Raw genomic sequence first — 12,683 nt, forward strand, 5'->3', positions numbered from 1 at the left:
GGAGCACGTGCGCACGGGACCCGCCACGCTGCGGGCCCCCGGACGTGCAGGCGCGGTCAGCCCACCGTCCGGCCGCGCGCGTCCGCGCGGCAAGCGCCGAATCGGTTCACCCGTTCGGCGCAGCCGCGTCTCAGACCTCCTCGGCGACCGCCGCCGCGAACTGGCTCTGGTACAGCCGGGCGTACGCTCCGCCCGCCGCCAGGAGCTCGTCGTGCGTGCCCTGCTCGACGATCGCGCCGCGCTCCATGACCAGGATCGCGCTCGCGTCGCGGATCGTGGACAGGCGGTGCGCGATCACGAACGACGTCCGGCCGACCCGCAGCGCGTTCATCGCCTTCTGCACCAGCACCTCGGTGCGCGTGTCCACCGACGACGTCGCCTCGTCGAGGATGAGGATGCTCGGGTCGGCCAGGAACGCGCGCGCGATCGTCAGTAGCTGCTTCTCACCCGCGGACACCCCCGCGCCGTCGTCGTCGATCACGGTCTCGTAGCCGTGCGGCAGCGTCCGGACGAACCGGTCCACGTGCGTGGCCTGCGCCGCCGCGACCACCTGCTCGTGCGTCGCACCGTCGACGCCGTAGGCGATGTTCTCTTCGATCGTGCCGCCGAACAGCCACGTGTCCTGCAGCACCATCCCCATGCGGCGGCGCAGGTCGTCGCGCGTCAGGTCCCGCGTGTCGACGCCGTCGAGCGTGATGCGGCCACCGTCGACCTCGTAGAACCGCATGAGCAGGTTGACCAGCGTGGTCTTGCCGGCCCCCGTGGGGCCGACGATCGCGATGGTCTGACCCGGCTCCGCCACCAGCGACAGGTCGCGGATGAGCGGCTCGTCGGGGCGGTAGGAGAACGCGACGTGCTCGAACGCGACGCGGCCGCGGACCGGCTCCGGCAGCTGCGCGGCGGGCTCCGGGTCCGGGCTCTGCTCGGGCGCGTCGAGCAGCTCGAACACCCGCTCCACGGATGCGACACCCGACTGCAGCAGGTTCGCCATGCTCGCGATCTGCGTGATCGGCTGCGTGAACTGGCGGCTGTACTGGATGAACGCCTGCACGTCCCCGAGGCTCATGGTCCCCGAGGCGACGCGCAGCCCGCCGACCACCGCGATGATCACGTAGTTGAGGTTGGACAGGAAACCCAGCGCGGGCTGGATGATCCCGGAGATGAACTGCGCGCGGTAGCTCGCGTCGTACAGCGCGTCGTTGCGCTCGGCGAAGACCTGCGCGGCCTCGCGCTGGCGGCCGAACACCGTGACCAGCGTGTGCCCGGTGAACATCTCCTCGATGTGCGCGTTCAGCGCTCCCGTGTGGGCCCACTGCTCGATGAACCGAGGCTTGGACCGCTTCGCGATCGCGGCCGCGACCGCCATCGACAGCGGCACGGTGACCAGCGCGACCACCGCGAGCAAGGGCGAGATCCAGAACATCATCGCGAGCACGCCCACCACCGTGAGCACCGAGGTGATCACCTGGCTCAGCGTCTGCTGGAGCGTCTGCGCGACGTTGTCGATGTCGTTGGTCACGCGTGACAGCAGCTCGCCGCGCGGCTGCTGGTCGAAGTACCCGAGCGGCACGCGGTGCAGCTTGGCCTCGACGTCCGCACGCAGGCGCAGCACCGCCCGCTGCACGACGCCGGCCGTCATGCGCCCCTGGGCCCAGCCGAACAGGAACGAGCCCACGTACACGGCGAGCACCACCACCAGGATGGTGCCGAGCCGGTGGAAGTCGACGCCGACGCCGGGGACGACGTCCATGCCCGCCACCAGGTCCGCGAACTGGTCCTGCCCGCGGTCCCGCAGGGCCGCGACGGCCTGCTCGCGCGTCGTCCCCGCGGGGAACACGCCCAGCTGCTTGCCGACGATGCCGTCGAACAGCACGTTGGTCGCGTTGCCGAGCAGCTTGGGGCCGATCACGGCGAGGATCACCGACGCGACGCCCAGCACGACGATCGCGACGAGCCGCAGCCGCTCGGGGCGCAGCTCACGCAGGAACCGGGCGCCGGAGGCCGCGAAGTTCGCCGACTTCTCCCCCGGCATGCCCATGCCGCCCATCGGGCCGGGGCCGCGGTGCCCGGATCCGGGCTGGCGGGCCGGTGCGGTGGTGCGCTGCTCGCTCACGCTGCCTCCTCCTCGCTGATCTGGGAGAAGACGATCTCCTGGTACGTCTCGTTGCCGGCCAGCAGCTCGGCGTGCGTGCCGCGCCCGACGACCGCACCCTCCTCGAGCACGACGATCACGTCGGCGTGCCGGATCGTCGCGACCCGTTGCGCGACGATGAGGACCGCGGCGTCCCGCGTCTGCGGCACGAGCGCGGCCCGCAGCGCCGCGTCGGTCGCGTAGTCCAGGGCCGAGAACGAGTCGTCGAACAGGTACAGCCGTGGTCGGCGCACCAGCGCCCGGGCGATCGCCAGGCGCTGCCGCTGGCCGCCCGACAGGTCCGTGCCCCCCTGGGCGACCGGCGCGTCGAGCCCTCCGGCCATCTCCTCGACGAACCCGCGCGCCTGCGCGACCTCGAGCGCCGCCCACAGCTCGTCGTCGGTCGCGCCCGGGCGACCGTACTCGAGGTTCGAGCGCACGGTGCCGGAGAACAGGTACGGCTTCTGCGGCACCAGGCCGATCTGGCCGCCGAGCTCCTCGGGCGCGACGTCACGCACGTCCACGCCGCCGAGCAGCACCGCGCCCGCCGTCACGTCGTACAACCGCGGGATCAGGTGCAGCAGCGTCGTCTTGCCCGCGCCCGTGGAGCCGATGATCGCGGTGGTCCGGCCCGGCTCGGCCACCAGGTCGACGTCGTGCAGCACGGCGCTCTCCGCACCCGGGTACCGGAACTCCACGCCCCGCAGCTCGAGCCGGCCACGCTGCACCGGGTCGGCCGGCAGCGGCACCGGGACCTGCGGCGGGAGCACGGAGGGCGGGGTGTCCAGCACCTCGCCGATGCGGCCCGCCGCGACGATCGCGCGCGGGAAGAGCACGAACATCATCGTGCTCATCATCACGGCCATGAGGATGTAGGCGATGTAGGACAGGAACGCCGTGAGCTGGCCGATCTGCATGTGCCCGGAGTCCACGCGGTGACCGCCGAACCAGATCACCCCCGTGCTGGTCGCGTTGAGCACGAGCATGACCGCGGGGAACATGAGCGCCATGAGCTGCCCCGTGCGCAGCGACGTCACGAACAGCTCGCGGTTGGCGCCGTCGAACCGCTGAGTCTCGCGGTCCTCGCGCACGAACGCGCGCACCACCCGGATGCCCGTGATCTGCTCGCGCAGCACACGGTTGATCGCGTCGATGCGCTTCTGCATGACCCGGAAGTACGGGACCATCCGCGAGACGATCAGGCCGATCAGCACCGCGAGCACCGGCACCGCCACCAGCAGGATCAGGGACAGGCCCGCGTCCTCCTGGAGCGCCATGACCACGCCACCGACGAGCATGATGGGCGCCATGATGACGAACGTGAACGTCATCAGCACCACCATCTGGACCTGCTGCACGTCGTTGGTGGTGCGCGTGATGAGCGTCGGCGCGCCGAACTGACCCAGCTCCTGCGCGGAGAACGTCTGGACCGTGCCGAACAGCCGCGCGCGCACGTCGCGGCCGAAGCCCATGGCCGCGCGTGCGCCGAACCACACCGCCACGATCGCGCACACCACCTGCAGCAGGCTGATCGCGAGCATCACGCCGCCCAGGCGCATGATCCGGTCGATGTCGCCCGGCACCACGCCCTCGTCGATGATCCGGGCGTTGAGGCTGGGCAGGTACAGCGTCGCCAGCGTCTGCACGAGCTGCAGCACGACGACGGCCGAGACAGCCACCGCGTACGGGCGCAGGTGCTCACGCAGGAGTCGGACAAGCATCAGGAGCCCCCTGGTTCGGCTGTCGGGCGCGCGAGCGCCCCGTGCAGGAAGTGGTCGGCCAGGACGTCGAGCCCCGGGACGCGTGCTGTGGTCCCGCGCCGTTGCGCATCCACCCGCAGGACCGTCACGCCCATGAGCGTCGCCGTCATGAGGTCGACGACGTCGACGAGCGGCCGCGCGAACCGTGCCGCATCCGGGGCGAGCAGCTCCTCGACCGCGATCCGCAGCTCGGCCTGCCCGGCCTCCTGGCGCTGCGCGAAGCCGCGCATGCGCTCGTGAGCGTCGGGCCCCGGGACGGCGCACGCGGCCCGCACGGCCTCGTGCAGGATCGACATCCAGCGCATCGAGTCCGCGGACCGCGCCAGACCGATCTCCATGACCGACCGCACCCGGTCCTCGAGCGGCAGGTCCCGCGGGATCGCGCGGACGGCCGGGACGTCGTCGGCGGGGTCGACGGCCGCCAGCACCGCCTCACGGACCAGCGCGAGCTTGTCCTCGAACACCCGGAACAGCGTGCCCTCGGCGACGCCCGCGGCCTGCGCGAGCTCCTTGGTGGTGACCGCAGCACCACGCTCGAGCAGCACGGGCCGCACGGCGCGCAGGATCGCCGTCCGCCGCTCGTGCGGCGGCAGCGGCGACGCGCGGCGGGTCCGGGGATGCACGCGAGCGAGGCTAGAGTGAGTGAGCACTCACTCGCAAGCGGTTTCGCGGGGAGCGCAGAAGGCCCGGCGGGTGTCCGCCGGGCCTTCTGCGTCGTGGTGCGCCGCGTGCGCGGGTCAGCCCTGCGCGGGCGGGGCGGGCGGGCCGGGGTCGGGTCCCTTGCGCAGCCACTCGTCGTCCGCGGCACCCGGCGCGGGAGCCCCCGACGCGGGCGGCACCGGCGCCGGCGGGGCGGGCGGCGCGTCGGGCGCGTGCCGCGGCGGGACCGCGGCGCCGCCCGGGCGCTGGCCCAGCTCGGCGGCGGGGTCGAACGGCCGGCCCGAGAGCGTCCCGGCCGACGTCGCGTCCGCGGTCGCCGCCGCGGACTCGCGCTTGGCCTCGGCGAGCGCCTCGGCCGGGTCGGTGAGTGCGACAGGCGGCAGGTCGTCACCCAGCGGCGAGGTCCCCGCGGGCCGCGAGCCCGCGGGTGCGCCGTCCCCACCGAACGCACCGCCGAAGCCCTGCGCCATCTGTCCCAGCGCACCGGTCAGCTCGCTCGGCAGGAACCACATCTTGTTGGACGGGTACGCCGCGATCTTGGGCAGCGTCTGCAGGTACTGGTAGGCCAGCAGCTTGGGGTCGGCGTCACCGCGGTGCACGGCGTCGAAGACCTGGAGGATCGCGCGGGCCTCACCCTCGGCACGCAGGATCGCCGACTGCGCCTCACCCTCGGCACGCAGGATCGCCGACTGCTTCTCGCCCTCGGCCGTGAGGATCTGCGACTGCTTGACACCCTCGGCGGTGAGGATCGCGGCACGGCGGTCCCGCTCGGCGCGCATCTGCTGCTCCATCGAGCCCTGCACCGAGGCGGGCGGGTCGATGGCCTTGAGCTCGACGCGGTTGACGCGGATGCCCCACTTGCCCGTGGCCTCGTCCAGCACGCCGCGCAGCTGGCCGTTGATCTGGTCACGGCTCGTGAGGGTCTGCTCGAGGTCCATCGAACCGATCACGTTGCGCAGCGTCGTCACGGTGAGCTGCTCGATGCCGGTGATGTAGTTCGCGATCTCGTAGACCGCCGACTTGGGGTCGGTCACCTGGAAGTAGATGACCGTGTCGATGCTCACGACCAGGTTGTCGGACGTGATCACGGGCTGCGGCGGGAACGAGACGACCTGCTCGCGCAGGTCCACGCCCGCGCGCACACGGTCGACGAACGGGATCAGCAGGTGCAGGCCCGCGTCGAGCGTGCGCGAGTAGCGCCCGAGCCGCTCGACGATGACCGCCACGGTCTGCGGCACGATCCGCACCGAGCGGAACAGCGCGATGACGACGAACAGCAGGACGAGCCCGAGCACGACGATCAGCGCGATCTGTCCGACGTTCGTCGTCGTCGTGGTGGTGTCCTCCAGCATGGGGCCTCCTAGGTCCGGTGCGGACGAGCGGGGTGGAGCAGGTCAGAGCCCGGCGGGATCGGGCGGGGCGTCGGTCAGTCGGGCACCGCGGGCAGCACCACCGCGGTCGCGCCGTCGATCTGCGCGACGCGCACCTCGGTGCCGGGCGGGAGCGCGTCGCCCGCGGGCGTCCGTGCGCTCCAGACCTCGCCCGCGAGCTTGACGCGTCCGGCCTCGGACGTGACGGTGGCCAGCACCACGGCGGGCCGGCCGACGAGCGCGGCGGCGTTCGTCTCCGCGAGCGGCGTCCGCTCGCGCAGGTGCCGCAGGAGCCACGGGCGCAGCGTGGCGAGCAGCACCACCGACGTGACCGCGGCGGCCAGGATCTGGCCCCACACCGGCGCACCCATGGCGTGCGCGGCACCGCCGGCCAGCGCGCCGCCGGCGAACATCACCAGCACCAGGTCCAGCGACAGCATCTCGAGGATCCCCAGCACGAGTGCGCCGCCGACCCACCAGAGCCAACCCACGGCAGTCCTCCGTCCCGGCACCGGGCAACGGCGCCTGGGACCGATCCTATGCGTCTCCTTGACGATCCCGTGGGGTGCGTCCCCAGGCGGACCACGCAGGAGCGGTCAGGACGAACCGGACGTCAGGCCGGGGTGGCCGCGCGCGCCGACCAGCGCTCGCCGTGCCGCGCGAGCACCAGGTCCAGCCCGAACGCGCCCGAGAGCTGCTCGGACGTGAGCACCTCGTCGATCGGCCCGCTCGCGTGCACCCGGCCGTCGCGCAGCAGCATGAGATGCGTGAAGCCCGGCGGGATCTCCTCGACGTGGTGCGTGACCAGCACCAGCACGGGCGACCGGTCGTCCGCCGCGAGCTCGGACAGCGCCGAGACCAGCTCCTCGCGCCCGCCCAGGTCGAGCCCGGCGGCGGGCTCGTCGAGCAGCAGCAGCTCCGGGTCGGACATGAGCGCGCGGGCGATCTGGACGCGCTTGCGCTCACCCTCGCTGAGGGTGCCGAAGTACCGCTCCCCCAGGTGCTCGACGCCGAACGCGCGCAGCAGGTCGGTCGCACGCGACTCGTCGAGGTCCTCGTACGACTCGCGCCAGCGCCCCGTGACCCCGTACGCCGCGGTCAGCACCACGTCCCGGACGGTCTCGCCCGACGGGATGCGGTCCGCGAGCGCCGCGCTCGACAGCCCGATCCGCGGACGCAGCTCGAACACGTCCACCGCGCCGAGCCGGCTGCCGAGCAGCGCGGCCGCACCGTGCGTGGGGTGCATCCGGCCGGACGCGACCTGCAGCAGCGTCGTCTTGCCCGCGCCGTTGCGGCCGAGCACCACCCACCGCTCGCCCTCACGCACCGTCCACGACACCTGGTCCAGGATCGTCGTCGTCCCTCGTCGGATCGTCACGTCCTGCAGGTCGAGCACGTCGGTCATGCCCTGACCCTAACCGCCCCGGACGGGCACCGAGCGTCACGCCCGCGGTCCGGGCGCGCATGAGCCGCGCGGGCCGAGCACGTACCGTCGGGGGGTGACCGACGCGCTGGAGCTGCCCCGCTCGACCGTGCTGGCGCTGTGGCTCGCCACGAGCCGCCGCCCGCTGGGCGACGCCGCCGTACGCGCCGTGCAGGACGAGGACGAGCCGCACGAGGTGACCGACGGCGCACCCGGTGACCCGCTCGCGACGACGCGCCCGTTGAGCGACGCGATCGCCGGGTGGGCGCGTGCGGGCACGCTCGAGGCGGTCGCCATGGCACCCGTCCCCGGAGACGTCGCGGGCGTCCCGGCCGCGGTCTCGCAGCAGGCGCTCGAGGCCGGCGAGGTGCTGCTGCTGCACGTGGACGGCACGTCGCTCGCGCTCGTCCCGCACGTGGTCGAGTTCGGCTCGGCGCTCGAGCCCGGACACCTGGTCACGTGGCACGTCACGCAGGTCGACGACTGGCGCCTGCGGGTGCAGGCGCTCGGCTCGCTCGAGGACGCGGACCGCGGGCTGCGCCAGGGCCTGGCCCAGGTCACCGAGGCGCTCGTGCGGCTCGACGTCGCGCACTGGGACACCGAGCGCGCGGACCGTGTGCTGAGCCTGCGCGACGCCGCGCTGCCGACGTGGCGGCTGCCGGACCGGCTCGACGCCCGGCGCGCCCGCGTGCTCGCGAGCGCCGCGCGGCTGCTCGCGATCGTCGACGTCGCGCTGCGGGACGACGGCGGCGCGGTGAGCCTGTGGCAGGCCGACCAGCGCACCGCGGCGCTGCGCGACGTCGACCGGCTCGCCCGTCGCGCGCTCACGGCCGCGACGCACGCGCGGTCGGTCTGACGTCCGGCCCGAGGGGCCGGACGATCCTCAGCGCAGGACCGAGCGGTACACGTCGAGCGTCTGCTCGGCGACCGCCGTCCAGGAGAAGTGCTCCTCGACGCGACGCCGGGCCGCGACCCCCCACGCGGCGGCGCGCGTCGGATCGCCGACGGCCTGGGTGAGCGTCTCCGCCAGGTCCGCGACGAACCGCTCGGGGTCGCGCGGCGTGCCCGTGCCGTCCTGCACCTGGTCGATCGGGACGAGCCACCCGGTCACTCCGTCGTCGACCACCTCCGGGATGCCGCCCGTGGCCGTACCGACGACGGGCAGCCCCACGGCCATGGCCTCGAGGTTGACGATGCCCAGCGGCTCGTAGACCGACGGGCAGACGAAGACCGTGCCGTGCGCGAGGACCGCGACCAGGTCGGGCCGCGGCAGCATCTGCTCGATCCACACGACGCCCGAGCGCCGCTCGCGCAGCTGTGCGACGAGGCCGGTGACCTCGGCCGCGATCTCCGGGGTGTCGGGGGCGCCCGCGCACAGCACCAGCTGGACCTCGGGCGGCAGCGACTCGGCGGCGCGCAGCAGGTACGGCAGGCCCTTCTGCCGCGTGATACGCCCGACGAACACGACCGCGGGACGCTCGGGGTCGACGCCCAGCGCGCGCACGGTGCGCTCGGCCGCGGCGACCGCGTCGTCGTCCGTGGGGCGCTGCCAACCCGCGAGGTCGATGCCGTTGTGCACCACGTGCACGCGCGCGGGGTCGACCGCGGGGTAGCTGCGCAGGATGTCCGCGCGCATGCCGCCCGAGACCGCGATCACGCCCGCGGCGGACTCGTACGCGGTCCGCTCGACCCAGCTCGAGACCGCGTACCCGCCGCCCAGCTGCTCGGCCTTCCACGGCCGCAGCGGTTCGAGGCTGTGCGCGGTCAGCACGTGCGGCACGCCGTGCAGCAGGCTCGCGACGTGGCCCGCGAAGTTGGCGTACCAGGTGTGCGAGTGCACCAGGTCGGCGCGCACGCCGTCGTCGCCGACGAGACCCACGCCCGCCGCGATCTCGAGGTCGACGCCGAGGGTCTGCAGCGCACCGTTGGTGCCGGCCAGCCCGGCGGGCACGTCGTACCCGAGCACGCCCGGGGCCTCGCGCGGCCCGTCGAAGCAGTGCACCCGCACGTCGATCGAGCGCCGCAGCACCGCGGAGAGCTCCTCGACGTGCACCCCGGCACCGCCGTAGACGTGCGGGGGGTACTCGCGGGTGAGCATGTCGACGCGCACGGTCTGCCTCCAGAGGTCCTCGACGATCCTGCGGCTGGGCGCCCGGTGGCGCCGACCCGTCCGATGCGCGACACGCTAGCGCGTCGGCGACCCCAGACCTCGCCGCCGACCGCGCCGGGGCCTAGGGTCGGGGCATGGCAACACCCCGTGTCCTGGCCATCGTCCTCGCAGGTGGCGAGGGCAAGCGACTCATGCCGCTCACCGCGCACCGCGCGAAGCCCGCCGTGCCGTTCGGCGGGATCTACCGGCTGGTCGACTTCGCCCTGTCGAACGTCATCAACTCCCACTACCTGCACGTGATCGTGCTGACCCAGTACAAGTCGCACAGCCTGGACCGGCACGTCTCGAAGACGTGGCGCATGTCGGCCCTGCTCGGCAACTACGTCGCGGCCGTCCCCGCGCAGCAGCGCGTGGGCAAGCACTGGTACCTCGGCAGCGCCGACGCGATCTACCAGTGCCTCAACATCATCGACGACGAGCGCCCCGACATCGTCGTCGTGGTCGGCGCCGACCACGTCTACCGCATGGACTTCTCGCAGATGGTCGACGCGCACATCGCGTCGGGCGCCGAGCTCACGGTCGCGGGCATCCGCCAGCCGATCAGCGAGGCCGACCAGTTCGGCGTGATCGAGACCGACCCGCTCGACCCGACGCGCATCAAGGCGTTCCGGGAGAAGCCGTCCGACCCGGTCGGGCTCGCGGACTCGCCGCTCGAGGTGCTCGCATCCATGGGCAACTACGTGGTCAACGCGGACGCGCTCATCCGTGCCGTGTCCGAGGACGCCGAGAACGTCAACAGCCGGCACGACATGGGCGGGGACATCGTGCCCGCATTCGTCGAGCGCGGCACCGCGGCGGTCTACGACTTCATCCGCAACGACGTGCCGGGCTCCACGCCGCGCGACCGCGACTACTGGCGCGACGTCGGGACGATCGACGCGTTCTACGAGGCGAACATCGACCTCATCGCGGTCGAGCCCGTGTTCAACCTGTACAACGACGAGTGGCCGCTGCACACGGGCTACACGGGCCTGCCGCCCGCCAAGTTCGTGCACGCCGGCGCGGGCCGCCTGGGCCACGCCGCGGACTCGATCGTCTCCCCCGGCGTGGTCGTCTCGGGCGCGACCGTCTCGGGCTCGGTGCTGTCCCCCGGGATCCGGCTGCACTCGTGGGCGCAGGTGACCGACTCGGTCCTGATGGACGGCGTGCAGGTCAGCCGGTACGCGCAGGTGCACCGCGCGATCCTCGACAAGAACGTCATCGTCCCCGAGCGCGCGCGCATCGGGCTCGACCACGAGCACGACCTGGCACGCGGCTTCACCGTGACCGAGTCGGGCCTGACCGTCGTGCCGAAGGGCTCGATCATCACCGACTGAGGCCGCCCGGCCACGGTGTGAACGACCCCGGTCCGACGAGGGCCGGGGTCGTTACCCTGCGTCCGTGACCGACCGCCCCCGCCCCGCCGCCGGCCTGCTCGTGATGGACGTCGACTCGACCCTCATCACGTCCGAGGTGATCGAGCTGCTCGCCGAGCACGCGGGTTCGCGGGCGCGCGTCGCGGAGGTCACCGAACGCGCCATGCGCGGTGAGCTCGACTTCACGGCGTCGCTGCACGAGCGTGTCGCGACGCTTGCCGGGCTCCCCGAGTCGGTGCTCGCTCTGGTGGCGCACGAGATCGAGCTGTCCCCCGGCGCCCGTGAGCTGGTCGCCGACGTGCAGGGCCGCGGGTGGGCCGTCGGGCTCGTCTCGGGCGGATTCGTCGAGCTGGTCGCGCCGCTGGCCGCCTCGCTGGGGATCGACCTGTTCCGCGCCAACGCGCTCGAGGTGGCGGACGGGCACCTCACGGGCCGGGTCTCCGGACCCGTCGTCGACCGGGCGGCCAAGGCGGTCGCTCTGCGGGAGTACGCCACCGCCGTGGGTGTGCCGCTCGAGCGCACGGTCGCGATCGGCGACGGCGCGAACGACCTCGACATGCTCGCGACGGCGGGGTTCGGCATCGCGTTCAACGCCAAGCCCGTGGTCGCGGCGCAGGCCGACGCGACCATCGAGGGGCGGCTCGACGCGGCGCTCGCGCTGCCGCCGCTCGCGCGCTGAGCGCCGTCAGCCGGGCGTGACCAGCCGCGCGAGCCGCGCGGCGCGGGGTGCGAGGTCGCCCCACGGACCGGTGTGCTCCAGCAGCGACCACGACGCGGTCGGTACGCCGACCTGCACACGTGCGAGCGCGGCCTCGTCGGACCCGGGTCCCGCGAGCGTCGACGCCAGGTGGGACATCGTGGGCTCGTGGCCGACCACGACGAGCGTCGCGACGTCGTCCGGTGCGTCGGCCAGCAGCGCCAGCAACGAGCGCATGCCCGCGTCGTACACCTCGTCGCGGTACTCCACGCGCGGCTCGGCGGCCAGCGACGCACGCACGAGCTCCCACGTCTGCCGGGTGCGCACGGCCGACGAGCACCAGACGAGGTCCGGTGCGATGCCCGCCTGCTCGAGCGCGGCGCCGACGCCGGGGCACTGGCGTCGCCCCTGCAGCGCGAGCGGACGCTCGTGGTCGGGCATGCCGTCGGGGTGCTCGGCCTTGGCGTGCCGCAGGAGCACCAGGCGGCGGGAGGTGGTCACGCGACCAGCGTGCCACACGCGCGCACGCGCTCCCGCGACCGGCCGCGGCGCCCGTCCGTGGGTACGTGCGAGGACCGTCAGCGGTCGGCGGACCCCGGGTGCCAGGCGAGCGACTGCACCACCGCGGTGCGGCCCAGGTCCTGCACGTCCTGCTCGGACAGCACGAACACGTCCGGCACCTCGGTCGGCATCGCGGGACGTGAGGTCCCGCTCTGCGCAGGCCCGCGCGGGCTGATCGCCACCGGCTGGGCCGACTCGGTCGCCGCGAGGGCCAGCCGCTCGTACGGGTCACGGCGCGCCGCCTCGTCGGGTGCGAGCGCCCCGATCGCGACCAGCACGGCCCGGGCGTCCTCGAGGTAGCTCTCACGCACCCACTGCGCCCACATCGGCAGCGCGTCGAACCGCAGTCCCGCGTGCGCGGGCCGGCGCTCGAACAGAGTCCGCGCCGCGAGCTCGACGAGCTCGACGGACCGACGTTCCTCGGCGGACGCCCGGGCGCGTGCCGCACGCTCCTCGTCGAGAGCCTTGCGGTACTGCGCGACGCGATCCGCGACGTTGTCGGCTGCGACGTCCATGCCACTCCCCTGGTCCAGCTCCTGCACTGACCTACCTATCG

12 protein-coding genes are annotated in these 12,683 nt (G+C 73.4%); 3 read left to right on the forward strand and 9 right to left on the reverse strand.

Annotated features, from left to right (window positions below; all coding sequences use genetic code 11):
• Positions 1-130 precede the first annotated feature (130 nt).
• From CELGI_RS09535 to CELGI_RS09560, 6 genes are all read right to left on the reverse strand, one after another.
• Positions 131-2,113, reverse strand: coding sequence for an ABC transporter ATP-binding protein (locus CELGI_RS09535; protein ID WP_013883914.1), 1,983 nt, complete (start codon positions 2,111-2,113; stop codon positions 131-133).
• Positions 2,110-3,852: an ABC transporter ATP-binding protein gene (locus tag CELGI_RS09540; RefSeq protein WP_013883915.1), complete on the reverse strand. Its 1,743-nt coding sequence runs from the start codon at positions 3,850-3,852 to the stop codon at positions 2,110-2,112. The genes CELGI_RS09535 and CELGI_RS09540 overlap by 4 nt, the downstream gene beginning before the upstream one ends.
• Positions 3,852-4,514, reverse strand: coding sequence for a TetR/AcrR family transcriptional regulator (locus CELGI_RS09545; RefSeq protein ID WP_013883916.1), 663 nt, complete (start codon positions 4,512-4,514; stop codon positions 3,852-3,854). The genes CELGI_RS09540 and CELGI_RS09545 overlap by 1 nt, the downstream gene beginning before the upstream one ends.
• 114 nt (positions 4,515-4,628) lie before the next feature.
• Positions 4,629-5,903 (reverse strand): SPFH domain-containing protein, encoded by a 1,275-nt coding sequence (locus CELGI_RS09550; RefSeq protein ID WP_013883917.1) that lies wholly within the window; start codon positions 5,901-5,903, stop codon positions 4,629-4,631.
• A gap of 74 nt (positions 5,904-5,977) precedes the next feature.
• Complete coding sequence (locus tag CELGI_RS09555) at positions 5,978-6,412, reverse strand: NfeD family protein (protein WP_013883918.1); 435 nt, start codon at positions 6,410-6,412, stop codon at positions 5,978-5,980.
• Between the two features lie 122 nt (positions 6,413-6,534).
• On the reverse strand, positions 6,535-7,326 hold the full coding sequence (locus CELGI_RS09560) for an ABC transporter ATP-binding protein (RefSeq protein ID WP_013883919.1): 792 nt from the start codon (positions 7,324-7,326) through the stop codon (positions 6,535-6,537).
• Between the two features lie 94 nt (positions 7,327-7,420).
• Between CELGI_RS09560 and CELGI_RS09565 the strand changes: the two genes are divergently transcribed.
• The gene (locus tag CELGI_RS09565) at positions 7,421-8,200 is read left to right on the forward strand and encodes a hypothetical protein (RefSeq protein ID WP_013883920.1); all 780 of its coding nucleotides are present in this window, start codon (positions 7,421-7,423) and stop codon (positions 8,198-8,200) included.
• A 27-nt stretch (positions 8,201-8,227) separates the two neighbouring features.
• On the opposite strand, the gene glgA is transcribed toward CELGI_RS09565, so the two are convergent.
• Complete coding sequence (glgA, locus tag CELGI_RS09570) at positions 8,228-9,454, reverse strand: glycogen synthase (RefSeq protein WP_013883921.1); 1,227 nt, start codon at positions 9,452-9,454, stop codon at positions 8,228-8,230.
• A 134-nt stretch (positions 9,455-9,588) separates the two neighbouring features.
• Here glgA and glgC point away from each other — a divergent pair, with 134 nt between their 5' ends.
• Entirely contained in the window at positions 9,589-10,830 is a 1,242-nt protein-coding gene (gene glgC, locus CELGI_RS09575) for a glucose-1-phosphate adenylyltransferase (RefSeq protein WP_013883922.1), read from the forward strand.
• A gap of 64 nt (positions 10,831-10,894) precedes the next feature.
• Positions 10,895-11,548, forward strand: a complete 654-nt coding sequence (gene serB, locus CELGI_RS09580) for a phosphoserine phosphatase SerB (RefSeq protein WP_041574171.1) — start codon at positions 10,895-10,897, stop codon at positions 11,546-11,548.
• A gap of 6 nt (positions 11,549-11,554) precedes the next feature.
• On the opposite strand, the gene CELGI_RS09585 is transcribed toward serB, so the two are convergent.
• Both CELGI_RS09585 and CELGI_RS09590 read right to left on the reverse strand, forming a co-directional pair.
• Positions 11,555-12,067: a SixA phosphatase family protein gene (locus CELGI_RS09585; RefSeq protein ID WP_245528083.1), complete on the reverse strand. Its 513-nt coding sequence runs from the start codon at positions 12,065-12,067 to the stop codon at positions 11,555-11,557.
• Between the two features lie 77 nt (positions 12,068-12,144).
• Positions 12,145-12,642: a hypothetical protein gene (locus CELGI_RS09590; protein ID WP_013883924.1), complete on the reverse strand. Its 498-nt coding sequence runs from the start codon at positions 12,640-12,642 to the stop codon at positions 12,145-12,147.
• Between the last annotated feature and the right edge of the window lie 41 nt (positions 12,643-12,683).

This window comes from Cellulomonas gilvus ATCC 13127 (assembly GCF_000218545.1).
GTDB classification, from domain to species: domain Bacteria; phylum Actinomycetota; class Actinomycetes; order Actinomycetales; family Cellulomonadaceae; genus Cellulomonas; species Cellulomonas gilvus.